The organism is Bacteroides sp. RTP21281st1_H5_RTP21281_210402 (assembly GCF_040918965.1).
GTDB lineage: Bacteria > Bacteroidota > Bacteroidia > Bacteroidales > Bacteroidaceae > Bacteroides > Bacteroides congonensis.
Genome location: NZ_JBCOWR010000006.1, coordinates 347144 through 373323 on the forward strand (window position 1 = coordinate 347144; position 26180 = coordinate 373323).

At 47.7% G+C, this 26180-nt stretch carries 14 protein-coding genes; 9 read left to right on the forward strand and 5 right to left on the reverse strand.

Annotated elements, in window-relative coordinates; translation table 11 throughout:
- Nucleotides 1-981 (reverse strand): NAD-dependent epimerase/dehydratase family protein (locus AB5443_RS11720; protein ID WP_368119608.1); only part of this gene is annotated, 981 nt, incomplete at its 3' end.
- Between the two features lie 286 nt (nt 982-1267).
- On the opposite strand from AB5443_RS11720, the gene rnr reads away from it, so the two are divergent.
- The 9 genes from rnr (at nt 1268) to AB5443_RS11765 (ending at nt 20599) form a co-directional block, all read left to right on the forward strand.
- Nucleotides 1268-3424, forward strand: a complete 2157-nt coding sequence (gene rnr, locus AB5443_RS11725) for a ribonuclease R (RefSeq protein ID WP_368113385.1) — start codon at nt 1268-1270, stop codon at nt 3422-3424.
- Nucleotides 3425-3603: 179 nt separating this feature from the next.
- Nucleotides 3604-4083 carry a pyridoxamine 5'-phosphate oxidase family protein gene (locus AB5443_RS11730; protein WP_368113384.1) on the forward strand — a complete coding sequence of 160 codons (480 nt, stop codon included), beginning with the start codon at nt 3604-3606 and terminating at the stop codon, nt 4081-4083.
- Nucleotides 4080-8144, forward strand: a complete 4065-nt coding sequence (locus tag AB5443_RS11735) for a two-component regulator propeller domain-containing protein (protein ID WP_368113383.1) — start codon at nt 4080-4082, stop codon at nt 8142-8144. Before AB5443_RS11730 ends, AB5443_RS11735 begins: the two co-directional genes overlap by 4 nt.
- Before the next feature lie 810 nt (nt 8145-8954).
- Nucleotides 8955-12134, forward strand: a complete 3180-nt coding sequence (locus tag AB5443_RS11740) for a SusC/RagA family TonB-linked outer membrane protein (protein WP_277130284.1) — start codon at nt 8955-8957, stop codon at nt 12132-12134.
- A 13-nt stretch (nt 12135-12147) separates the two neighbouring features.
- Nucleotides 12148-13770, forward strand: coding sequence for a SusD/RagB family nutrient-binding outer membrane lipoprotein (locus tag AB5443_RS11745; protein ID WP_022138660.1), 1623 nt, complete (start codon nt 12148-12150; stop codon nt 13768-13770).
- Between the two features lie 34 nt (nt 13771-13804).
- Nucleotides 13805-14194, forward strand: coding sequence for a hypothetical protein (locus AB5443_RS11750; RefSeq protein ID WP_167960553.1), 390 nt, complete (start codon nt 13805-13807; stop codon nt 14192-14194).
- Nucleotides 14195-14215: 21 nt separating this feature from the next.
- On the forward strand, nt 14216-15853 hold the full coding sequence (locus AB5443_RS11755) for a cellulase family glycosylhydrolase (protein WP_073347118.1): 1638 nt from the start codon (nt 14216-14218) through the stop codon (nt 15851-15853).
- 19 nt (nt 15854-15872) lie between these two features.
- Complete coding sequence (locus AB5443_RS11760) at nt 15873-18185, forward strand: glycoside hydrolase family 3 N-terminal domain-containing protein (protein WP_368113382.1); 2313 nt, start codon at nt 15873-15875, stop codon at nt 18183-18185.
- An 8-nt stretch (nt 18186-18193) separates the two neighbouring features.
- Entirely contained in the window at nt 18194-20599 is a 2406-nt protein-coding gene (locus AB5443_RS11765) for a glycoside hydrolase family 3 N-terminal domain-containing protein (RefSeq protein WP_368113381.1), read from the forward strand.
- 144 nt (nt 20600-20743) lie between these two features.
- Here the strand turns inward: AB5443_RS11765 and cysK are convergent, their stop codons facing one another.
- From cysK to AB5443_RS11785, 4 genes are all read right to left on the reverse strand, one after another.
- The gene (cysK, locus tag AB5443_RS11770) at nt 20744-21691 is read right to left on the reverse strand and encodes a cysteine synthase A (RefSeq protein ID WP_368113380.1); all 948 of its coding nucleotides are present in this window, start codon (nt 21689-21691) and stop codon (nt 20744-20746) included.
- Nucleotides 21692-21833: 142 nt separating this feature from the next.
- Nucleotides 21834-23075 carry a glycoside hydrolase family 88 protein gene (locus AB5443_RS11775; protein ID WP_368113379.1) on the reverse strand — a complete coding sequence of 414 codons (1242 nt, stop codon included), beginning with the start codon at nt 23073-23075 and terminating at the stop codon, nt 21834-21836.
- A gap of 22 nt (nt 23076-23097) precedes the next feature.
- Nucleotides 23098-24270, reverse strand: coding sequence for an alginate lyase family protein (locus AB5443_RS11780; protein ID WP_368113378.1), 1173 nt, complete (start codon nt 24268-24270; stop codon nt 23098-23100).
- A gap of 21 nt (nt 24271-24291) precedes the next feature.
- Nucleotides 24292-26169, reverse strand: a complete 1878-nt coding sequence (locus AB5443_RS11785; protein ID WP_368113377.1) for a heparinase II/III family protein — start codon at nt 26167-26169, stop codon at nt 24292-24294.
- Nucleotides 26170-26180 lie beyond the last annotated feature (11 nt).

The window sequence follows — 26180 nt, forward strand, 5'->3', positions numbered from 1 at the left end:
GGCAATGGTTTCACGAACACCTCTCTCCAAATCATATTCGGGTGCATATCCCAATTCATTGATTGTCGGAGTTATATCACATTGCCAGTTGCGTTGTTTCATTATCTTATACTTATCCGAATTCAATGTACTGCTCTTTCCTGAACGCGTAGCAATAAATTCAGCGAACAAAGATATAACTTTTAGCACAATTAACGGGCATTTCATATGAAGAACAAATGGATTCCCCAATTCTTTTTGTATCAAGTCCGAAAAAGCACGACTCTTATAGACCTTTCCATCTGTCAGGAAATACGTTTTTTGGGCAACTTTCTTCTCCATTCCCAAGAAGATAGCTTTCACAATGTCTTTCACGTAAACAAAAGTCAGGTCTTGGCGCCGGAATCCCACTGAGAAATCAACATGCTTCTGAATAGATTTTGCCATCAGGAAATAATCCGATTCGCGGGGACCATACACGCCCGTAGGGCGATAAATGACATAGGGAAACCCCGGAATACTCTGAATATACAGTTCCGCTTTCAACTTACTGAAACCATAAGCCGTATCAGGTGCCGGAACATCGTCCGCTTCTATCGGAGTATAATCTTTCTCACGTACAGGCCCGAATACACTAAGCGTACTTATATATATGAACTGCTTTGGAACCATATTCAGGGCTTTCAACGTGTCAATAAAATATTTGGTCTGGAGATAATTGACATAATCAAAAGTCTTCTTGTCAGAGCATTTTGTCACACCGGCACAATGGATGATATAGTCAAATTTGTTGTAAGTGCCTTTATGACCGGAGAGTTGGGCACGAAGTTCATTGGGATGCGCAAAGTCCAGTTCCAGAAAATGAATTTTCCGGTTCTTCAGATACTGTTTGCTACTGGTAGAGCGGATTCCCGCCCACACGCCATACTTCCGTTTCAACGCTTCCTCAACGATGAAGCTTCCGATAAAACCGCTTGCGCCCGTAATTAAAATACTCTCCATTATTATTTTCTAGGTTCTGCGTGAATAATTGATAAAGCATTCTCACCAAACATTCTTCTTGATAATGCCACAAAGATACAATAAATATAAAACAAAAAGCATTTTGTATTTCTCTTTAAAAAGTTTTACTTCAACTTTAATTGTTATGCTACTCAAATTATAAATATAACAGCCTACCACCAAACATGAAATACAAGCCCGCACCGTTATTTTTCTTCCCCCAAAGTTTCCATAAGGAAAATAATCGTCTATCTTTGTAACTACATATTTTTAAAAGACTACATTTATGGCGAAAAAGAAAGAAAAGAAAGAGAAAAAGGCCGGCAAGAGAATGAGTAAGAAAGAGCTGGCAGCGTTGTTAATAGACTTTTTCCATGCCAAACCCAATGAGACTCTAAGCATGAAATTCATTTTCTCGGAATTGCATCTCACCACCCATCCGCAGAAAATGCTATGCGTCGATATACTACATGACCTTTTGGATGATGACTATATCAGTGAAATAGAAAAGGGGAAGTTCCGCCTGAACAATCACGGAACGGAGATGACAGGCACTTTCCAACGGAAGAGTAATGGCAAGAACTCGTTTATCCCCGAAGAAGGGGGCGACCCGATATTCGTGGCCGAACGTAATTCCGCCCATGCGATGAATAACGACAAGGTAAAGATAACCTTCTACGCCAAACGGAAAAACAGGGAAGCCGAAGGAGAAGTCATCGAAATACTGGAACGTGCCAACGATACATTCGTCGGAACGCTGGAAGTTGCCAAGTCCTATGCATTTCTGGTGACGGAGAACCGCACACTTGCCAATGACATCTTCATCCCGAAAGACAAGCTGAAAGGTGGAAAGACGGGAGACAAGGCCATCGTAAAGGTGACCGAATGGCCGGACAAGGCAAAGAACCCCCTCGGACAAGTCATAGACATATTAGGCAAAGCCGGAGAAAACACCACGGAGATGCACGCTATTCTTGCAGAATTCGGCTTACCGTATGTATATCCGAAGGCCGTAGAGACGGCAGCCGACAAGATTCCTGCTGAAATCTCTGCCGAAGAGATTGCCAGACGCGAGGACTTCCGCAAAGTGACAACCTTCACCATCGACCCGAAAGACGCCAAGGACTTCGACGACGCACTCTCTATCCGTAAACTTAAAGACGGCCTGTGGGAAGTAGGTGTACACATAGCCGATGTGACACATTACGTAAAAGAAGGCGGAATCATCGACAAGGAAGCTGAGAAACGTGCCACTTCCGTTTACCTCGTAGACCGTACCATCCCGATGCTTCCCGAACGCCTGTGCAACTTCATCTGCTCACTCCGTCCGAACGAAGAAAAGCTCGCTTTCTCCGTCATCTTCGACATCACCGAAAAGGGAGAAGTCAAAGACTCACGCGTCGTACATACAGTTATCAATTCCGACCGCCGCTTCACCTACGAAGAAGCGCAACAGATTATTGAAACCAAAGAAGGCGACTTCAAAGAAGAAGTGCTCATGCTGGACACCATTGCGAAAGCACTTCGCGAGAAACGATTCGTGGCAGGAGCCATCAACTTCGACCGCTATGAAGTGAAATTTGAAATCGACGAGAAAGGAAAACCCGTCAGCGTATATTTCAAAGAATCGAAAGACGCCAACAAGCTTGTGGAAGAATTCATGCTGCTTGCCAACAAGACCGTGGCTGAAAAGATAGGACGTGTACCCAAGAACAAGAAGCCCAAAGTGCTTCCTTACCGTATCCACGACCTGCCCGACCCCGAAAAGTTGGAGAACCTGTCGCACTTCATCGCCCGCTTCGGCTACAAAGTACGTACAAGTGGAACAAAGACGGACATATCCAAATCCATCAACCACCTGCTGGACGATATTCACGGAAAGAAAGAAGAGAACCTGATAGAAACCGTGTCCATCCGCGCCATGCAGAAGGCACGTTACTCCACGCATAATATCGGACACTACGGACTGGCATTCGATTACTATACACACTTCACCTCGCCCATCCGCCGATTCCCGGACATGATGGTACATCGACTGGTAACCAAATACATGGACGGTGGACGCAGCGTATCCGAAGCCAAGTATGAAGACCTCTGCGACCACAGTTCGAACATGGAACAAATAGCAGCCAATGCCGAGCGCGCTTCCATCAAATACAAACAAGTGGAATTCATGAGCGAACGACTGGGACAGATTTACGACGGCGTCATCTCCGGCGTCACCGAATGGGGACTATACGTCGAACTGAACGAGAATAAATGCGAAGGCCTCGTACCTGTCCGCGATTTGGACGACGACTATTACGAATTCGACGAAAAGAACTACTGTCTCCGCGGACGTCGCAAAAACAAGATATACAGTTTGGGGGACGCTATCACCGTCCGTGTGGCACGTGCCAATCTGGAGAAGAAACAGCTCGACTTCGAACTAATTGAAAAATAACGAAAGTCGCTGTCATTAGCTTTGCTCAAAACATGCTTTGATTTTTAGTTCAAAGTATAGTCAGACAGCCACAGAGGAAGGAAGAATCCGCTCTTCATATAAACATCAAGAGCTGATTCTTCACTTCGCTTGAATGACAGAAACTATGTTCCATCCTATTATAAGATAACTCAGAATCTATGAAAACCCTTATTATTGAAGATAAACAACGAATCGAATCCATTATCCTTCACTGTGACGCCTGCTTTGTAGGCATCACAGACCTGGAAGGCAATCCATACGTGATTCCCATGAACTTCGGTTATGAAAACGGCATACTTTATCTGCACTCCGGCCCCGAAGGCGGTAAAATAGAGATGCTGGAACGCAACAACCATGTCTGCATCACCTTCAGTCTCGGACACAAACTCGTCTACCAACACGAGAAAGTAGCTTGTAGCTACAGCATGCGTTCCGAAAGCGTCATGTGCCGCGGGAAAGTAGAATTTATAGAAGACATGGACGAAAAACGTAGTGCACTGGACATCATCATGCGCCACTATACAGACAACGAATTCACTTATTCCGACCCCGCCGTGCGCAACGTAAAAGTGTGGAAAGTAGCGGTAGAGCAAATGACAGGAAAAGTATTCGGCCTTCGTGCCGATGAGAAGCCATGAAACGGTTTCTGATTTTCTGCTTACTTGCCATCACCCTTCTGTTACCTGTTTTTCCCATTCCCTCGCAATCAGAAAAGCAGGTAAACAGTCATTCTTTTACCTATCAATATCTCACCACTAAGGAAGGGCTGAGCAACCAGCGCGTCTTTTCCATCCTCGAAGACAAGAAAGGCTTCATCTGGATTTCCACCCGTTCAGGCGTAGACTGCTTCAACGGCAGAAACGTGAAGAACTACAACCTCTTCGGAGAAGATATCATCGTGGACGGAGCCGGTCGCATGATTTACCTGACCAAAGACTTGCACGAAACACTTTGGGCATACACAAGCGCCGGCAAAGTATTCAAATACGACCCCATATCCGATGCTTTTACACTCGAGATTGATGTAGCCGAACTGACTGAAAGCGGAATCCTATTGAACGACCTCTTCATAGATTCGTCCGACCGTTTCTGGTTCGGACTGAAAAACGGCCTGTTCTGCTACGCCCATTCCAACGGCAATATAGAGAACATATTAAAAGGGAAATGCATCAATTCCATACACTTCTCCCCGGCAAACGAAGTCCTATACATCGCCACCACCGAAGGACTTTACGAACGCAACCCGCAGAACGGAGAAATCACTTCCACATTGCCCGATTTCTACGTCCAGTCCGTATTCTACGACTCTGCAACATCTCTTTTGTGGATAGGGACGTTCAATTCCGGAATAAAAGTGCGGGATACCCGCATGGAAAACTACCTGTCCAATGAAGCACTGAACCAGTTGCCGCACCTTCCTTACCGTTCCGTCATTATTTACGACGAACAAACGCTACTACTAGGGATAGACGGAGCAGGTGTCTGCGCAGTCACCCGCGACGCAAAAGCCTCATGGTCTTTCCTCAACGCCAATCAGGAAGAAGAAGGCGAACTGAAAGGCAACGGCATCTATGCCCTCTGCAAAGACAGCTCTTCCAACCTATGGATTGGAAGCTACACAGGCGGTGTCGCTTGTGCCAACCCGAAAAGATATTTCTTCGAACTCACCCGGCACGAATACAAAAACCCGCAATCACTGACGAACAACCACGTCAACGCAATTCTCGAAGACAACGAAGGTGACCTGTGGTACGCCACCAATCAGGGTATCAGCGTACACCTGACAAAGTCCGGCAACTGGAAACACTTCCTGAAAGAAAACGTATTCCTCACACTCTGCAACGATGGAGACGGCAACGTATGGACAGGCGGTTACGGCACAGGCGTGTATTGCCTCAACAAACACACAGGCATCCGCCGCCACCTCACCACCGACCAATCGGGCACGCTGACCACCAACTATATCTACTCCATCCTGAAAGATGAAAACAACAAAGACCTGTGGCTGGGCGGCATGTACGGTAATCTTGTCAAATACACCCCATCCCAAGCGGGAAAGGCAGAAGAATTCACCTCATACGACATCACGCTCATAAACTCGATAACCCAAGTCAACAAAGACACCCTGGCACTGGCCACAGCCAACGGCCTTTATCTATTGGACAAGCAGACGGGGAACTTCCGCCAATACTTCACCTCGCCTTCCAACGCCGACACCCGCAGCAACAGCTTCATCTATTCCATGTACTTCCCCGCCCCCGACAAAGTATGGTTCGGTACAGACGGCGGCGGTATCAACCTGCTTGACCTGAAAACCGGAAAAGCCGTCACCTACTCCACCGCAGACGGACTGCCTTCCAACTACGTCTACAGCATCCTGCCCGACAACAAAGGACATCTATGGCTCAGCACCGACAAGGGACTGGCTTACATCACCCCTTCCCCCACCCCTGAAATCACCAACATCGGCTTCCTCGACGGACTGGCAAACGAATTCAACTTCATGTCCTACACCCGCCTGAGAAACGGTGACTTCATCTACGGAAGCACCAACGGCGCCATACGCTTCAATCCGGAGAACTTCACCCGTCCTCTCTACGAAGCCCCCTTACACTTCACCTCTTTCGAAGTGCCGCAGAAATCACGCGAAAAAACCGAAGAGAAGAAGATACAATTCAACCGCATGCTGAACGAAGGAAAGACAATCCGACTGAAATACAACGAGAACTCATTTCTCATTTCCTTTATCTCCGTCTCCTACCAGTATCAGCAGGACATTCAATACAGTTACCAACTGAAAGGCTTCGAACAGAACTGGAGTGCCCCGACCAAGGAACTTGGTATCCGATACACCAACATTCCCCCCGGCGACTATACTTTCCACGTGAAAAGCATGAGCAAGAACGGCGGCCGGCAACTGGACGAGCAAACCATCCGCATACACATAGCGCAGCCTTACTGGAACACCACCCTTGCCTGGCTGATATACATCATCCTGCTGGCGGGAATCACCTATTTCGTATGGCGTTTCTTTGCCAATAAAATGGAGAAGAAGCACTTCTCCGAAAAGATACAGTTCTTCATCAACACCGCCCATGACATCCGCACTCCGGTGACGCTTATCATGGCTCCCCTCGGCGACCTGAGCAAAGAAGAAGGGCTCTCCAAAGAAGGAAAAAGATACCTGCAAATCGCCCGCAAGAACACAGAGAAGCTGTACAACCTAATCACGCAGTTACTCGACTTCCAAAAGATAGACACCACCCACCTCACCCTGCAAGTAGCCGAATACGACTTGAAATCGTACTTACAGGAAAAGGTTCTCAGCTTCCAGACACTCTGCGAAAGCAAGCAAATCCGTATGCAGTTACTCCTGCCGGATTCCCCCGTCTCCCTTTGGATGGATAAGGACAAAGCGGACAAAATCTTCGACAACCTCTTCTCGAACGCAGTGAAATACACCCCTGCCGGCGGAGAAATCACCATCAAAGTGGAGCAGAACGACAAAAAGATAACCATCGCAGTGAAAGACAACGGCATAGGTATCCCGCGCAAAGCGCAGCGTTATATCTTCTCCAACTTCTACCGTGCCGAAAATGCCGTTAACTCCAAAGAGACGGGCAGCGGCATCGGTCTGCTCCTTACCCGCCGCCTTATGAAACTGCACAAAGGACACATCTCTTTCAGCAGCAACGAGGGCGAAGGTTCCACCTTCCTGCTCACTTTCCGTAAGGGCAACCGCCACCTGGCGAGATACATCGTCCCTGCTAGGATAGACACTTCCATCCTTCCCGTGGCAGAACCGGTTATAAAAGTCATCGAACCGTCCGACTTATTATCCGACGTTCCTGACTTGTCCGACACCGACTTGTCCGACACCGACACAAACAACGCCCCGCAAACGGACAAATCCAAAGAACGGATAATGATAGTAGAAGACAACGACGAACTCCGCTTCTACCTCAAAAAGACATTCGCTCCTATCTATTCCGTCATCGACAAGCCCGACGGCGAATCGGCTCTCGAATACTTGAAAGATAAGTCCGTAGAACTAATAATCTCCGACGTCATGATGCCGGGCATTCAGGGGGACGAACTCTGCCGCCGTATAAAATCGGACTTCGCCACCTCGCATATCCCCGTCATCCTGCTGACTGCCAAGACAGAAAAAGACGCCATCCTCGAAGGACTGGAAAGCGGTGCGGACGACTACCTGACGAAACCTTTCGACACGGAAATCCTAAAGACTAAAATCAAAGGAGTATTGCAGAACCGCAAGATTATGCGGGAGTATTTCCTCTCTCATTCGCTCAGTCCTGTTCCTGCTGCCGCTACTCCAAACGAAGAAAAAGAAAACGCAGAATGTGCCGCCAGTCTCTTGTCCCCCATGGACAAGGAATTTCTCGAACGCTGCACCAGACTCGTCACGGAGAACCTTGCAAATCCGGACTTCACTATCAACCAACTCTGCCGCGAGGTGGCACTCAGCCGCACCCTGTTCTACGAAAAGCTGAAAGCCCTGACAGGACAAGCGCCCACCGAGTTTATCAAGCTGCTGCGTATGACGGAAGCTGCCAACCTATTGAAACAGCAGATTCCGGTACAAGAAGTCGCCCTCTTGGTAGGCTTCACTGATGCAAAGTATTTCAGTACGGCATTCAAGAAGCATTATGGGGTTTCTCCAAGCAAGTTCCTCTAACACACAATTCATTTTTCATGCGAGTTTAGCTCATCTTGTTTCAATATAATCCAATAACTTAGGATATACACTCCCCAAAAAAGTTTGCACGATTTTACCCTCATACCCTCATAAATCTCCTCAAATCCCTTATTCATCGTAACTTCAACTATGAGAGCAAGTCATATTAGCACCCTGATAGTAAAAGTTACCCTAAGGGTTGTATCACCCAAAGTCCCTACGAAACATAGGATATACTACCGCTATACTTCCATTATCCCGCCTTTATTCTTACATTAAGTCACCGATATAGTTAGTTTACCACGGCCGTGGTAACTATTCGTCACAGCCATGAAGAGCTCTCGTCACGGCCGTGGTAAGAAGTCACCACGGCCGTGACAAATGAATGATATCGGTGACTTAACGTATGAACAACGGGGAGATAACAGATTCATTCCTACTTCATAGCTTAAGTTTCCCTATACATCATAGCCAGAGAACCCACATTAGAGTACAGCAAACATAAAGGATACCCCAACAAGTACCTCTAATGCTACCGATAGGGTATAATCTGCACTTTCAAGAAAGCCATTATCCTCGAAAGGGTATAAATCTAAATAGAATTACTGCCTTAACACCTGAAATAACATATCACATTCTCCCGGTTTCCGCTGTTTATTCCACCATTTTCACTATACTTGCAGCACAAAAAGGGTGGGAAAACGCAATTCCGATAGTTTTTCAACCTATTCCGATAGCTTTCAAACCTGGCTAGGCGGGGTTACGTCCTATATTTGCGACGTAAATCAACAATCTAATATCATAATTAAGATGAAAAAGCAGTTAACCCTAATTCTCTGTCTGTTGCTATTCATACCTATATATGGATACGCGGAAGACGAAGTAACCCACCAAGTTGTACAGCAGACTTCCAAAGTGAAAGGTACAGTCACGGATGAGCAAGGCGAACCTCTGATAGGAGCCAGTATCGCCGTCAAAGGTACTACGCAGGGAGTCATCACCGATTTCAACGGTCAGTTCAGTATTGATGCTTCCAAAAGCGCCACATTAATAATAAGTTATGTAGGTTACCGCTCCGAGGAAGTACAGGTAAAAGGACAATCCAACCTTAAAATTGTCTTGAAAGAAGATAGTAAAATCATCGACGAAGTAGTGGTTACCGCATTGGGTATCAAGCGCGAAAGGAAAGCGCTCGGTTACTCCATCGGCGAGGTGAAAGGCGAAGAACTGGAAAAAGCCAAGGAGACGAATGTCATCAACTCACTGGCAGGTAAGATTCCGGGACTGGTTATCAGCCAGACTGCCGGCGGGCCTTCCGGTTCGTCCCGCGTCATCGTTCGCGGTAGCACGGAAATGACGGGAAACAACCAGCCGCTTTATGTAGTGGACGGAGTGCCTTTGGATAATTCCAATTACGGAAGTGCAGGACAGTATGGCGGTTATGACTTGGGAGACGGTATCTCAAGCATCAATCCGGACGATATTGAAAGCATGTCCGTGTTGAAAGGGCCGGCAGCCTCGGCACTGTATGGTAGCCGCGCATCCCACGGTGTGATTCTTATCACTACGAAGAAGGCAAATACCAAGAAGAAATTCGCGGTAGAGCTGAACAGCACCACCACTTTCGAGAAGCAGTTGACGAAATGGGACGATGTACAGTATGTATATGGCCAGGGAACCGGCGGACGCATCAACGGTACGGACGACCAGTATTCGTCCAACAAGAACTGGGGGCCTAAAATAGACCCGGGGCTGAATCTGACTTATTTCGACGGAGTGACCCGCCCGTATGTAGTCATTCCCAATAATATCGACGGTTTCTTCAGAACCGGTATGACTACGACGAATACAATCGTTGTCAGCACAGTGAAAGACGATACGGGTATCCGCGCCACTTACACGGATATGCGCAACAAGGACATTCTTCCCAATACGAAGATGAGCCGCAACACTCTGAACCTGCGTGCCAACACCACGATAAACAAAAAGGTAGACCTCGACTTCAAAGTGACCTACACCCGCGAGGACGTAAAGAACCGCCCCGCCCTGTCCGACCACCGCGCCAATCCTGCGAAGAACCTGATGTCGCTGGCAACAACCTACGACCAGAAATGGCTGCGCGACAACTACAAGGACGCCGACGGCAACTACTACGACTGGAACGGACGCGACGTATGGAACCTTAACCCTTACTGGGTGCTCAACGAAATGACGAACGAATCGGGAAAGGATAAATTCATGGGTTCGGCACTGGTACGCTACAATGTCAACGAGCACTTCAAGATTCAGGTGACCGGTGGCGCAGACATCAACTTTATGAACTTTCAGGACTATGCCGCCCCGTCCTCACCGGGATTTGAACAGGGACAGTTGCAAATCAGCGACTTCAAGAACCGGATGTACAACGTAGAAGCACTGGCTATCTACAACAACAGCTACAAGAAGTTCGACTACGGAGTAACCATCGGCGGAAACATCTATAAAGTAGACAACAAAACCCAGATTGTGACTGCCAAAGAGATGGTAATGCGTGATGTGATAGCTTTGCAAAGCTTCACAAGCAAGGAAATCACCGAAGGAACCTATCGCAAACAGATTAACTCGCTCTACGGTTCTATCAACCTCGCCTACGGCAACTTCGTCTACCTTGACGCAACGCTGCGCGGCGACCATTCGTCTACCTTGCCTTCGGGAAACAACACCTATCTGTACCCGTCGGTATCAGGAAGTTTCCTGTTCTCCGAATTCTTCAAAATCAATCCGACGATACTTCCTTACGGTAAGGTCAGAGTTTCATGGGCACAGGTAGGTAGCGACACCGACCCTTACCAACTGGGATTGTCCTACGAACTGTCTCCCAAGAACTATGCGGGCTATGCATTGTCACAGATTGCCAATACCACCATCCCGAACAAAGACCTCAGACCGACCAAGACCAACTCCGCCGAAGTGGGACTGGAACTGAAATTCCTGAAAAACCGTATCGGACTGGACTTCACCTACTATACCCAAAAGAGCAGCAACCAAATCATGCGGCTGAACACCACCGGAACTTCCGGCTACAACTCCATGCTGATTAATGCCGGAGAAATAGAAAACAAGGGTATAGAAATCGCATTGAACACACGCCCCATACAGACCAAGGATTTCTCGTGGGACTTGAACATCAACTTCTCAAAGAACAGCAATAAGGTAAAAAGACTGGCTTCAGGCATTAAGGAATTTGAATTGGAATCGGCACGCTGGATTAACGTGAAAGTGGCTGCCGTAGAAGGCCAGAACTACGGTTCCATCCTCGGCAAAGACTTCTTGAGAAACGATGCCGGACAGATTATCGTAGACGCCACCACAGGACTCCCGAAAGTGACGGAAGACCTGCGGGTATTGGGCAACGCCACATGGGAATGGACAGGCGGTATCACCACCAACCTGACATACCGTGACATCTCCCTGTCCGCCATCTTCGACATCAAGGTAGGAGCCGACGTTTATTCCATGTCTTCCCGCTCTTCCTACATGACCGGAAAGGACAAGGCAACCCTCGCGGGACGTGACGGCTGGTACGAATCGGAAGAGAAACGCCTGCAAGCCGGAGTGACGGAAGCCAAATGGGAAGCGACGGGCGGTTATCTCGTAGACGGAGTCGTAGAGATGCCGGACGGAAGTTTTGTGGAAAACAAGAAATTCGTAGACCCCGAAGTATATTGGAAACACATAGCCGACCAGACTCCGGTTCCGTTCATCTACGACAACTCTTACGTAAAGGTACGCGAAATCACACTGGCTTACCGTTTACCCAAAAGGTGGGTAAGCAAAGTATTTGATGCCGTATCCGTATCGTTCGTGGCGCGCAATCCGTTCATCATCTACAAGAACGTGCCGAATATCGACCCTGATTCCAACTACAACAACGGTTCGGGCATGGGACTGGAATACGGCTCGCTGCCATCCAGAAGAAGTTATGGTTTCAACGTTAACGTAAAATTCTAATAAGTAAGCAATCATGAAAACAATCTATAAAATAACTTTCGGTATCCTATGTATATGCAGCCTTCTGCTAGGAGCCTGCACCGACTTCGAGGAACTGAATACAGACCCTTCCAAGTCTTCGTCTACCGACCCGAATCATCAACTTTCCATGATTCAGTTGCAAACATGCGGACACTGGCAGATGTGTCAGCCCTATCCTTTCTATCTCGCAGCCTTCGCGCAATATATGCAGGGCGACTGGAACACCACCAACTACGGCGGACAGTATCGTAAAAATGACGCGGAAATGGGAAATACATGGAACCTGATGTATCCGGCACTCATCAAAAATATTGTCGACATATTGGAAAAGACCAAAGATAACGAAAGGGAAATCAACATCCACTCCGTAGCCCGTATTTACAGGGTCTATCTTTTCTCCATACTGACGGATATGTACGGCGACTGCCCTTACTTTGAAGCCGGAAAAGGCTTTATCGACGGCAATGTAAAGCCCGCCTACGACAAACAGGAACTGATATACAAAGACTTCCTGAAAGAACTCGGCGAAGCGGCGGAAGCCCTGACTGCCGATGGCGACAAAGTGACGGGGGACATTATCTATCAAGGCAATATTGACAAATGGAAACGTTTCGCCAACTCCCTACACCTTCGCTATGCCATGCGTATCGTGAACGCGGAGCCGGAACTTGCCAAACAGGAAGTTATCAAAGCCATTTCCCAAGAAGCCGGATTGATGCAATCCGCTGCCGACGATGCTCTGATTGCCTACACCGACATCGTTGACTGGGCATCCGATGAATACCGCAGAAACGGGCTTGCCCAAATGTGGCGGGGACGCGAAGCGTATCCTACTGCTTATATTTGCAGCACCTTCTGGAAACAACTGGACGCTACTTCCGACCCGCGGCAGTTCGTATTCGGACGTTGCTATGACGAAAGTTCGGCCAACAATCCATTCGGACGCGTAGACTTGACAGAAGAAATGATTGCTACGGAAGCAGCCCAATTCCAACCATGCAACCCCGGATACTTCTGGTATAGCAACGGCACATGGCCGCAAGGTTACTGGAGCCAACTGACCAACAAATGGCAGGATAAAGCTACCCGTCCGCAACTCAACAATATTTTCCTGAAAGGCGATATGCCCGGAGTGGTAATGACATACGCGGAAGTCGAGCTATTGCTGGCAGAAGCCAAAGCCCGTTGGGCAGGTGAAATCACAACCGGAGCAGATGCTTCCGCACACTATGAGAACGGTGTACGTGCCGCCATCCACTTTCTTGAGAAGTTCGGAGCGAAGGCTTTTGACGAACAGGCTATCGACACCTACTTGCAGGCCAACTCACTCCCCGCCGGCGGACTGGACGCGCAACTCACCGCCATCAACACCCAACTGTGGATTCTACACTTCAACAATATCCCCGAAGGATATGCCAACTGGAGAAGAACGGACATTCCCGTACTGCTTCCTTCGCCCCACTACGGAGCAGTGACGATTGATTCGCAGACTACGCCGTTGCGTCTCTGCTATCCGCTGTTCGAGAGTTCGTACAATCCCGAAGGTTATCAATCCGCCATACAGGCGATGGGCGGCAAAGATGACTGGAACTCACCCGTATGGTGGGACAAATAAAACCTGATAAGCAACAATAAAAAGTAAAACGATTATGAAAAGAATTCTATTTATATGCACATTACTGGTATCACTGTTTGCCATGAGCGGTTGCAGTGATGATATAGACACTCCGGTACTGACCACTGACGAATATCCGCGCATATTGGGACGCTGGCCGGACAAGCAGGAAGACGGCACGCTTGGGAAATTCAGTATTCCGCTGAATCAGGTACTCAATATCAACGTACAATACACGCCTGCCGAACTATGCGAAGGCACATGGTATCTGGACGGAAGAGAAATCCACAAAGGCGTAGGATGGACATACGTACCTTCAACCATCGGTACTTTCCATCTCGAACTGATTGTCAAGACACCGACCAAGGAAACCAGCCGTGAAGCCACTATCGAAGTGACCGAACCAACGGAAGAAGCAGAATAAACCATTAAAAGTAAGAATTGTATGAAAAAAAGACTTATAATCTATCTGGCCTCTCTGTTTGCATGCCTGATAGCATCCTGTTCCGAGAAAGAAGAAACAGCCAACGGCGGCGGTGAACCGCAAAGTTATATTCCCTTTGCCATCAGTAAAGGGGTCAATATCAGCAACTGGCTGTCGCAAAGCGACGTCCGCGGTGAAGAACGGAAAAACTATTTCACGGAAGCGGAAGTACAACAACTGGCGGGATTCGGCTTCGACCATATCCGCCTGCCGGCAGACGAGGAACAACTGTTCACCGAAGACGGGCAAAAGATTCCGGAAGCCTTCGAACTGCTGCACAACGCTATCAAATGGTGTGAGAAGGCAAACATGAAAGTGATTGTGGACATGCATATCTTACGGTCACATCACTTCAACAACAACGAAAGCGGTGAGCCAATCAAAAGCTTCTTCGACACATTCGAGAATGGAGCGACTTCCTACTGGTACTCTACTCAAGGTTCCAGCGTAACGGTTCAGGTTGTCGACAACCCGGAAAAGGATGCTGTTAATTCTAGTGACAAAGTACTCTATATCAACAAGCAAAACTCCGGTTTTGACTGGCCTGCGGGACAAAAGGGCGGCTTTGAACTGCCAATCGGCCCCGGAAAGACTCAGTTCAAATACTTGCGGATGAAGTTCCGCAAAGATAAGGTAAGCACCATGACCGTGGTTCTGACAGACCAGAACAATAAGGACTACTATACCGGCTACGCAAACCAGGAAGCTAACAAATGGGAAGAAATAGCCGTCGAGCTTCAAGGCAAAATGGATGGCATCTGTACAAAGATTACCCTTCGACCGGACAATACAGAAGGTGTGCTGTATATTGATGATGTCTTCCTTTCAGACAGCCCGACAGGTGACAATATGGAACTGACTCCCGAAAGCACCTCTTCCGTTCCCAAGCTTTGGACGGATAAGGACGCCCAATATAAGTATCTCGACCTATGGAAATCGCTGGCAGACGAACTGAAGGACTATCCGAACGACCTGGTAGCTTACGAACTGCTGAACGAACCGGTAGCCCCCTACTCTTCCCAGTGGAATTCCCTGTCGGCACAGTTGATTAGAGAACTCCGCCTGACGGAGCCGGAACGCAAACTTGTCATCGGCTCCAACAAATGGCAGGGAGTGAATACCTTCGGCGAACTGACTGTTCCTGCCAATGACCCGAACATTATCCTGAGCTTCCACTTCTACAACCCGCATCTTTTCACGCATTACAAGGCGGAATGGACGGACATGAAGAACTTGAACGTAGCGATTCATTATCCGGGCGAACTGATTGCACAGGAAGAGTACGCCCAGTTATCGGATGACGACAAGAAAATTGTCGACCCGTATATGGGCACGTATAATCGGGCTGTCCTCGAATCGCTGGTGCGCAAGGCTATGAACCAGGCCGGCAAATATGGATTGCAGTTGCATTGCGGAGAGTTCGGCTGTTACAACAAGACACCGAGAGCGGATAAAATAGACTGGTTGCAGGACGTTATCTCTATCTTCCGTGATAATAATATTGCTTATTCTTACTGGGAATACAAGGCGGGATTCGGTTTCTGCAACAGCAAAGGGGAAGTGACCGACCAGGAAGTTCTCAATTTATTAACCAAATGACACAACACCACTATTTTTTATGCGTAACATATTTATAACAATGGGAATTAGTTGCATGATGGGACTTTCCGCAGCATCCTGCCAGAGTGGGGATAAAGACTACACCAATCCCGATTTACCTGTATCTGAGCGTGTATCCGCCCTAATGTCTCAAATGACATTGGAAGAGAAAGTAGCCCAAATGTGCCAATACGTAGGATTGGAGCACATGAAGAAGGCAGAAAAGGACATGTCCGCCGAGGACTTGAAGCACAGCCATTCTCAGGGATTTTATCCCGGACTGCACTCTTCGGATGTAGAGGAGATGACAAAGAAAGGAATGATTGGCTCGTTCCTGCACGTCGTGAAAGCGGAAGAGGCCAACTATCTGCAATCACTGGCACAGCAGAGCCGTCTGAAAATTCCGCTCCTGATTGGTATTGACGCCATTCACGGAAACGGTCTGTATTGTGGTTCAACCATTTACCCCACTCCTATCGGACAGGCCGCCACGTTCGACCCTGCGCTCATTGAACGGATGTCTCGTGAGACGGCTGTCGAAATGCGGGCAAGCGGCATGCACTGGACGTTCACCCCGAACGTGGAAGTTGCCCGTGACGCCCGTTGGGGACGTGTGGGCGAGACATTCGGGGAAGACCCTTATCTGGTTGGACAGATGGGAGCGGCTACCGTACGCGGATTTCAGACGAAGGATTTCACGGGAGATGATAAGGTTATCGCTTGCGCCAAGCATCTTGTAGGCGGTAGTCAGCCTGCCAACGGAATCAACGGTGCGCCTGCCGAATTGTCGGAAAGAACGCTGCAAGAGGTATTTTTTCCACCTTTCAAGGATTGCCTGGATGCAGGGGTGTTTACGGTAATGACGGCTCATAATGAGTTGAACGGGATTCCTTGTCACGGAAGCAAATATCTGATGACGGAAGTGCTGCGCAACCAGTGGAAGTTTGACGGGTTCGTAGTCAGCGACTGGATGGACATTGAGCGTATGCACGACTATCACAGCGTGGCAGAGACGCTGAAAGACGCTTACCGGATAAGCGTAGACGCGGGAATGGGGATGCATATGCACGGGCCGGAGTTCTATGAAGCCATCATCGAGTGTGTACATGAAGGAAGCATCTCCGAAAAGCAGGTAGATGCCGCTGTATCCAAAATACTGGAAGCCAAGTTCAGGCTCGGACTGTTCGAGAATCCGTTTGTCGACTTGAAGAAAAAAGATGAAACCGTATTCAACGCGGAACATCAGAAAACGGCATTGGAAGGGGCACGGAAGTCCATCGTCCTGCTGAAGAATGAGGGTAATATGCTGCCGTTGGAAGCCTCTAAATACAAGAAAGTATTCGTCACCGGACATAATGCGGACAATCAGTCTATCCTGGGAGACTGGGCTATGGAGCAGCCGGAAGAGCATGTCACTACTGTGTTGGAAGGCCTGAAAGCTATCAGTCCCGAAACGGCTTACAACTTCCTCGACTTGGGTTGGAATGTCCGTTTATTGTCCGACAGCCAGATTAAGGATGCAGTGCAACGGGCACGCAACTCTGACTTGGCAATTCTTGTGGTAGGAGAAAACTCCATGCGTTACCACTGGAACGAGAAGACTTGCGGAGAGAACAGCGACCGTTACGAGCTTTCTTTGCCGGGACGTCAGCAGGAATTGGTGAAAGCCGTAGCGGCTACGGGTGTTCCGACGGTGGTGATACTTGTCAACGGCCGCCCGCTAACTGCCGAATGGATTGCCGAAAATATGCCTTGCATCATCGAAGCATGGGAGCCGGGAGTGGCAGGCGGACAGGCATTGGCGGAGATTCTCTACGGAAAGGTGAACCCGAGTGGCAAACTGCCGATTACTATTCCAAGAAGCACGGGACAGATTCAATGTATGTACAATCATAAATTTACCAACCATTGGTTTCCGTATGCAACAGGAAATTCATTACCTTTGTACGAGTTTGGTTACGGTTTGAGTTATACGACGTACAAATATGATAATCTCAAACTGTCTGAAGCGGCAATCACTCCCGACAAAAGCGTGGAAGTAACCATAGACGTCACGAATACCGGAAAGATGGACGGTGAAGAGACTGTACAGCTTTATATCCGTGACGAATATAGTTCGGCTACCCGCCCTGTGAAGGAGTTGAAAGACTTTGCCCGCATACCTTTGAAGGCGGGGGAAACGAAACAGGTTTCGTTTACTCTTACTCCCGAAATGCTGTCGTACTATGACGCTGATATGCACTACGGTGTAGAGAAAGGGACTTTCAAGATTATGGTGGGAGCTTCTTCAAGGGATACCGACCTGCAAAGCGTTATACTTACAGTGAAATAGAGATAGATATGAAGAAATTACTATGTGGACTCACCTTGTTCTTATCTGCCGGCAGCCTTTTTGCCGGCAGTAGTCTCGCCAGTAACAGCCTTACCGGCAACAAGTCTGCGGGCAACACGAAGGACATGTACAAAAAGACTTGGATTGACTTTAACAAGAACGGAGTAAAGGATGTATATGAAGACCCTGCCGCTCCCATCGAAGCCCGTATTGCCGATTTGCTTTCGCAGATGACGCTGGAAGAGAAGACTTGCCAGATGGCTACTCTGTACGGTTCGGGACGGGTATTGAAGGATGCGTGGCCTACTGCGAAATGGTCTGAAGAAATCTGGAAAGACGGTATCGGGAATATTGACGAGCAGGCAAACGGACTGGGTAAGTTCGGTTCCGAAATCTCTTATCCGTATGCTAATAGTGTGAAGAACCGTCATGCTGTTCAGCGTTGGTTCGTAGAACAGACTCGGCTGGGCATTCCTGTCGATTTTACGAATGAGGGAATACGCGGATTATGTCATGACCGTGCGACAATGTTCCCTGCCCAATGCGGTCAAGGTGCCACGTGGAACAAAAAGCTGATTCGAGAAATAGCGAAAGTCACTGCTGATGAGGCGAAAGCGCTCGGATACACGAATATTTATTCTCCGATTCTGGACATCGCGCAAGACCCTCGCTGGGGACGTGTCGTGGAGAGTTACGGGGAAGACCCTTATCTGGTGGGTGAGTTAGGCAAACAAATGATTCTCGGCTTGCAAGGTGAAGGAATCGTTGCCACTCCCAAGCATTTTGCCGTGTACAGTATTCCGGTTGGCGGACGTGACGGTGGTACACGTACTGACCCGCACGTGGCTCCGCGCGAAATGAAAACTTTATATTTGGAACCTTTCCGCAAAGGTATCCAGGAAGCGGGCGCATTGGGTGTCATGAGTTCATACAACGACTATGACGGCGAACCGGTGTCCGGCAGTTATCATTTCCTTACGGAAATTCTGCGCCAGCAATGGGGATTCAAAGGATATGTCGTTTCGGACAGTGAAGCGGTGGAGTTCCTGCACACGAAGCATCGTATCACCCCTACCGAAGAGGAAATGGCGGCACAAGTAGTAAACGCGGGACTGAACATCCGTACGAACTTCACTCCGCCACAGGATTTTATCCTTCCGTTGCGCCGTGCTATCAGTGAAGGTAAAGTGTCTTTGCATACGCTCGACCAGCGTGTCGGTGAAATTCTCCGTGTCAAGTTTATGATGGGACTTTTCGACAATCCGTATCCCGGTGACGACCGTCGCCCGGAAGCGGTGGTACACAGTGCCGCCCACCAGAATGTTTCCATGAGAGCCGCCTTGGAGTCTATTGTGCTGCTGAAGAACGATAAGGATATGCTGCCGTTATCAAAAAGCCTCAGCAAGATAGCCGTTATCGGCCCGAATGCGGAAGAAGTAAAGGAACTGACTTGCAGATACGGCCCTGCCCATGCGCCTATCAAGACGGTGTATCAGGGAATCAAGGAATATCTGCCCGGTTCGGAAGTCCAGTATGCGAAAGGTTGTGATATTATTGATAAGTATTTTCCGGAAAGTGAATTGTACAATGTTCCGTTGGATGCACAGGAGCAGGCTATGATTGATGAAGCGGTAGAACTGGCTAAAAACTCGGATGTAACTATCCTTGTGTTAGGCGGAAATGAAAAGACTGTCCGTGAAGAGTTCTCACGTACTAACCTCGATTTGTGCGGACGTCAGCAGCAACTACTGGAAGCTGTATACGCTACGGGAAAACCTGTCGTACTGGTAATGGTGGACGGAAGAGCGGCTACTATCAACTGGGCAAACAAGTATATTCCTGCAATCGTTCATGCCTGGTTCCCCGGTGAGTTTATGGGAGATGCCATTGCCAAAGTTCTTTTCGGAGATTATAATCCGGGCGGTCGCCTTGCTGTCACTTTCCCGAAATCCGTAGGGCAAGTTCCTTTTGCCTTCCCGTTCAAGCCGGGTTCGGACTCTAAAGGTAGAGTACGTGTCGATGGTATGCTTTATCCTTTCGGATATGGATTGAGTTATACTACTTTCGGTTATTCAGACTTGAAAATCTCGAAGCCTGTCATCGGGCCGCAGGAAAACATCACGGTTTCGTGTACCGTAAAGAATACGGGTAAAAGAGCGGGAGATGAAGTGGTTCAGCTTTATATCCGGGATGATTTCAGCAGTGTGACTACCTATGACAAGGTACTGCGTGGCTTTGAACGTATTCATCTGCAACCGGGAGAAGAACAGACAGTTCATTTCACCCTTACACCGCAAGATTTAGGATTGTGGGACAAGAATAACCAGTTCACCGTAGAACCGGGAAGTTTCTCGGTGATGGTGGGGGCTTCTTCGCAGGATGCCCGGTTAAAAGGAAGTTTTGAAGTTCAGTAAAGCTCAAAAAATCCGATAAATCCAAACCTGTTTACAATGAAGAGTGGGGAAGCCTGAACCGGATTGGTTCGGTGCTTCCCCACTCTTCATTTCTCTCTATTTATTCCTAATTTTCCTATATATCTTTCCTCTCCAATATTTGCCTTACAAAGGATATTCCTCAAAAGCATACAAGATGGTAGACAAATAACGTTCTCCCGTATCAGGCAATAATGCCACAATCATCTTCCCTTCATTTTCGGGACGCTTCGCAAGTTCTGCAGCAGCATATACGGCAGCTCCCGAAGAGATGCCCACTAACAAACCTTCCTGCTTTGCTAACTCACGGCTCGTACGAATGGCGTCATCATTCTGCACCTGGATGACTTCATCCACAATGGAAACCTTATAATTCTTAGGAACAAAACCGGCACCGATTCCCTGAATCTTATGCGGGCCGGGCTTTCCACCGGACAATACCGGAGAATCGGATGGTTCCACCGCCACTATTTTTATACTCGGGTCGCGCATCTTCAGTGCTTCGCCTACACCGCTAACTGTCCCGCCAGTACCTACTCCGGCCACAAAGATATCGACTTTCCCCTCGGTATCTCTCCATATTTCCAGGCCGGTTGTGCGTAAATGCGTGGCGGGGTTAGCAGGATTCTCAAACTGCTGCAAGATAACAGAATCCGAAGTGGCTGCTTTCAACTCTTCCGCTTTGGCGATGGCTCCTTTCATTCCGTCCGCACCGGGTGTCAGAACCAGTTCCGCCCCCAAAGCTTTCAGAAGATTACGGCGTTCGACGCTCATCGTGTCGGGCATCGTCAATATCAGTTTATATCCCTTGGCGGCAGCTACGAAAGCCAGTCCTACACCAGTATTACCACTGGTCGGCTCGATAATGGTAGCTCCCGGCTGCAAAACACCTTTTACTTCGGCATCTTCAATCATTGCCAACGCCACACGGTCTTTTACACTCCCCGCCGGATTGAAGTATTCGAGCTTCACTACCAAGCGAGCTTTCAGACCATTACTCTTATTATAATTGCTCAGTTCCAACAACGGGGTATTACCTACCAAATCCGTCAATTTTCTTGCTATCTTTTCCATATATATCTGTTTTTAATTTCCTCTGTTTTAATATAGTACAAAGATAGTGCGGATTCTGTTCAGGGAAAATACCACAGATGTGGTAATTTCATACCACATCTGTCTGAGTGAAAAGCCGGTTATACCTAAATCTTCTTATTTTCTAGGATTCTTTACCGATTTTCTGATAACGCAGTAAAGCTTCCAAGAAGTAATAATCGGCATAGACCAAAGGAACATCTATCTCTTTTCCATGCGGCAGACTACCCGTAGAATGCATTAATAAAAAACCTGCATTACTCCCCGGTACTGCCCTGTACTGCTCTGACGCCAAACTATGAATCATCGTAACAGCCGAATCATAATATTCCGGATTCTTCGTATATTGATATAGCTCAAAAAGGGCAGAGGCGGCAATAGCGGCAGCAGAGGCATCCCTTGGAATATAGCCTATCTTTGTCTCATCAAATTTCCATTTCTTTGTATATCCGTCTTGTCCCGCATTAAAATCCCACAAAGGAACCTTGTCTTCCGGCAAGGACGGGTTATGCAAGAAGAAATCAGCCATCTTCTGTGCAACGGACAAATACTTTGAGTCTCCGGTTTCCCTATATACCATTGTAAAACCATAGACTCCCCATGCCTGCCCTCTCGCCCAAGCCGAATTGTCGGCATATCCCTGGGCAGTGGCACGGTCTCTGACTTCGCCCGTTATGGTGTCATAATCGACTACATGGTAACAACTGAAATCCTCGCGGAGATGATTCTTGATAGTTGTGTTGGCATGTGTGACAGCTACATCATAATACTTTTTGTCCCCGGTTTCCCTGGCTGCCCAAAAGAGCAACTCAAGATTCATCATATTGTCAATAATCACAGGAAATTGCCAGATTATCGTGTCATGATGCGATTTGCCCCCTTCCCATGACTGGATGGAATGGACGTTCGGATTATACCGCGTCATCAATGAATTCGCCGTCTGTACCAGAATGTCCCTGTAACTCTCATTCTTTGTCAAGGCAAAGCCTTTGCCAAAGCTGTTGTACATCATAAAACCGACATCATGGTCTTTCGTATTAGTTCGGTTCGGTTCAAGAGGCAATGTCCATTCCACTGCCTTCTCTTTCCAACAGCTATCATTGGTGAACTCGTATAAGAACCACAAAGTGCCCGGAAAAAAGCCGCTTGTCCATCCGTAAATATCCGTCGTAGACAAACTGCCGCCTTTTTTCGTACTCCTGGGATACCGCCCGTTCGTATCACCCAAAGACTCCAGCATATAGCGGGTTTGTTCACATGCATAGTTCATATTTTCCCCGATAAATTGCTTTTTACTATCTGCGCCCGTACAACCCGCCAGTAAAAGCAATATCAAGCTATAAAAAGCAAATCTGTTATTTCTCATTTTCATTCCTGTCATTATATTCCTACTCACTTTCGTTAAACAAAAGCGTTCCTAATCCCAGACATTGCGCGTTCCAGCTCTCACCACCTTGCCCGCGTACTTTCTCCACCACTTGGCGGGTATATTCCAGTTCCGATTCCGGAAGACCTTTCCTGTTATAATAATGATTGTACACCATCTCGTAGATAGGTTGGAGTTTTCCCCTGTCCGTAGCCGAGATAGAACTTCCGTACACATTTCCCTGGAAAGGGACATCGTCATTGCCCAGATTGTATTTCGCCATATATTCAAAACCTTTCAACAAGCGGTTGTCCATGCTTCCATACAAATCAAGCCCCTGCTTCCATGCCACTTCACAGGATTCTGCCAGTCCGCCTATTCCGTATTGGGCATGTGTCTGATCCCTGCCGCTTTCAAAATTCTGTCCGGTATCATAGATGTTATTCTTCAATGTACCGTTGCTGCCTTCGGTTGTTGAAGTATAGAAAGCTATCGCCCTGTCGAAAATCTCCTTATCATCCAGAAACACGCCGACTGCCAGATGCATTTTGGTAATCGCAGTATCCCAGTTTCCTGCACGTCCGCGTTTCCAGTCTTTAATCAGCTCGTAAAAGACATCTTTAAACATCTTTTCCGCCCGCACTATATCTTCTTCTTTCCATCCTGCATCCGTATAACGGAGTATCTCGGCGGCATTTATCAGATTGAAACCATACCATGCCGACATCAACATATCATCTCCGCCGGTGAAAGCCTTCAATGTGCCCGACCAGGCATTCAATATCTCAATCGCCTTGTCTGCATAACGCTGTTCTTCCGTGATAACCCACATCAAAGCACAGTGGTATGCCATCTGCGAATCACCGCTCATCGCTCCCGCAGCAGTACTGTTCACCCCTTCCGTCCTTTCCACTTCCGCATAAGGTCCCTGTACCACATAATTTACGTTCGCATCGCCTTTCAGCAGTTCATAACCCAGTTTCCAGGGTTTTGCATAATAAAAAGCCTGTTTCTTTATCCTTGCCATATCCTCATAGGTGAACAGGATGCCCGGATGCGAGAAAACCTTGACCACTTGCGGCTTCACTTCCTCTTTCGGAGAAATGATAATATCCTTCATATCATCGGATGAATCACAACTTACCGCTGTGAAAAGCAATAATAGAAATGCCCAATATCTAATAATCTTATTCATATTCAAGTATATTTTAATAATTTACTTCCACTCTTTCAACGGAGTTATTTTATACTTCGCTTTTGTATTCCGGGGAATCAGTTTCACGCAATATCTGGCTTGTGCCAAGGCAGGAATCGAAGTTTCAAAACCAATCAGAGTTACGCCGTCATTAGATTCATCATAGGAGTTGGAAGACTTGGCAGGAACACTTCTCAACTTTATCTTCTGATTGGACTCTACTTTGAATATCATTTTCTTACCTTTTTCGGTTAGTTCCAAAGTACAATCATTGAGTTTCCTGACAGCGGCTCTGGTAACCATCGTCCAGGTCAGTTCCGTCGGTTTGTCCAGTGTTTCGATTTCATCCTGTACTACGACAAAACGATTATCAACAACAGCAATTCCTCTATTGCACGATTTCACCTGACTCTTATAGGCATTCGACAAGTCTGAAACAAGATGCATGAAGCCGGCAGAGTCTCCGTAACTGTCAATACGGGTATAACCGTTCACATTCTGCTTCTTATGGTCAAACGCCAATGTGTTGTGCGAGAAATTGTTGTACCGGTAAACATCCCATCTCTGTGAGTTCTGCTTTCTGTTCCACAAGTCAATTCCTACGGTTTCCAAAGATGTATAGTCCTGCGGCCCGAGGTCAATCGCCCAACGTACGCCGTCCGCTTCCATAATGAATGAACCTATATCCATATGGGAATGGTTGGCTCCGGCACGTCCGGTCTTAAGACCTACAAATATGGCATCAGGGTCAGTCCAGGAAGTTCTCATAGAGCCTACCGGAGTCACGCCCTGTCCAACCCATAAGTTGCGGGACGGCGGAAGAATATGTTCCAAGTCGATATTCTTTCCCCATATCATCAATGCCGGCAGGATTCTGTTCTTAGCGAATGAGCTGCCTTTCTTTTTTGTGAGATAGTGGTACTGGCTCCACAAAACAGTCGAATCATGCATCTTGTCCGCAAACCAGAAAAGGGTAGGATTCAAAGAGGTGGCATCGCCACTGTCACCATAATTGAAGCTCTCCTTTGAAGGAGCAATCATATTCTCTATGAAATAAGCGGAAGGCAGGAAACCTTCCATTGAAGACAGTCCGAAGTCCGTATGAAAGAGCTTTTCGACAGCAGACAGGAAGAATACATTGAAACTGGTGCCGTAAGACCAGTAGGTAAATCCTTCAGGATAGGCACCGTCCGGCGCATATCCTTTCATCGGCAAGGCAATAGAGGAAACAGCCCTGTCCACAACTACTTTTGCAATCTCCGGCATGTCTTCATAAACCGCTATGGCACCATACGCCATTCCGGCGTTGCACACTTGATTCCAGTTATGACCGGAAGAAAGCCAACTATTATTGTCTGTACTGAAAGAAGTGTCTATCCCTTTCTTGATAATGGCATCTTTGATTTTAGTCCTCGACGACTCCGACAAATCATGGTATAGCCAGTCGTAACCAATTGCCATAGCCAGAGTCATTTCCGCCACATCTAAAAAGTGGGAAGGGTTCCAGTCTTCAAAATCAGCAATGGCAAGCATCTCCTTTTCCGCCCTTGCTTTAAACTGCTCGTCCGAAGTGATGCGGTAGGAATAAGAGAGATAGAAAATCCGTCGCAAAGCTTCGCGCGAGACTGCCAAAAGCCTGCGCCCTGTCTTTATCCGCTTCACAGCATCGACTTCAAACAGTTTCCGGGATTCCGACTGAATCACATCATCTATCTTTTTCCATAGCTGATTCTTTTCAATATTACCTTTTATTTGCTGAATATCACTGTCGAACAGCAATAACCGGGGATGCTCTCCGAAATCTGCCGCCTTATCCAAATGCTTCAATTGGGCACTGGCTTCTATCCCCCCACAGAGGGATAGAAGTATGTATAATAATAGAAATTTGATTGTTCTCATATTGTATATCC

Coding starts and splice junctions, on each gene's coding strand:
- AB5443_RS11780 (WP_368113378.1), bottom strand. CDS start 24,270: ATGAATAAGATTATTAGATATTGGGCATTTCTATTATTGCTTTTCACA.
- AB5443_RS11750 (WP_167960553.1), top strand. CDS start 13,805: ATGAAAAGAATTCTATTTATATGCACATTACTGGTATCACTGTTTGCC.
- AB5443_RS11740 (WP_277130284.1), top strand. CDS start 8,955: ATGAAAAAGCAGTTAACCCTAATTCTCTGTCTGTTGCTATTCATACCT.
- AB5443_RS11775 (WP_368113379.1), bottom strand. CDS start 23,075: ATGAGAAATAACAGATTTGCTTTTTATAGCTTGATATTGCTTTTACTG.
- AB5443_RS11755 (WP_073347118.1), top strand. CDS start 14,216: ATGAAAAAAAGACTTATAATCTATCTGGCCTCTCTGTTTGCATGCCTG.
- AB5443_RS11760 (WP_368113382.1), top strand. CDS start 15,873: ATGCGTAACATATTTATAACAATGGGAATTAGTTGCATGATGGGACTT.
- AB5443_RS11735 (WP_368113383.1), top strand. CDS start 4,080: ATGAAACGGTTTCTGATTTTCTGCTTACTTGCCATCACCCTTCTGTTA.
- AB5443_RS11745 (WP_022138660.1), top strand. CDS start 12,148: ATGAAAACAATCTATAAAATAACTTTCGGTATCCTATGTATATGCAGC.
- AB5443_RS11730 (WP_368113384.1), top strand. CDS start 3,604: ATGAAAACCCTTATTATTGAAGATAAACAACGAATCGAATCCATTATC.
- AB5443_RS11765 (WP_368113381.1), top strand. CDS start 18,194: ATGAAGAAATTACTATGTGGACTCACCTTGTTCTTATCTGCCGGCAGC.
- cysK (WP_368113380.1), bottom strand. CDS start 21,691: ATGGAAAAGATAGCAAGAAAATTGACGGATTTGGTAGGTAATACCCCG.
- rnr (WP_368113385.1), top strand. CDS start 1,268: ATGGCGAAAAAGAAAGAAAAGAAAGAGAAAAAGGCCGGCAAGAGAATG.
- AB5443_RS11785 (WP_368113377.1), bottom strand. CDS start 26,169: ATGAGAACAATCAAATTTCTATTATTATACATACTTCTATCCCTCTGT.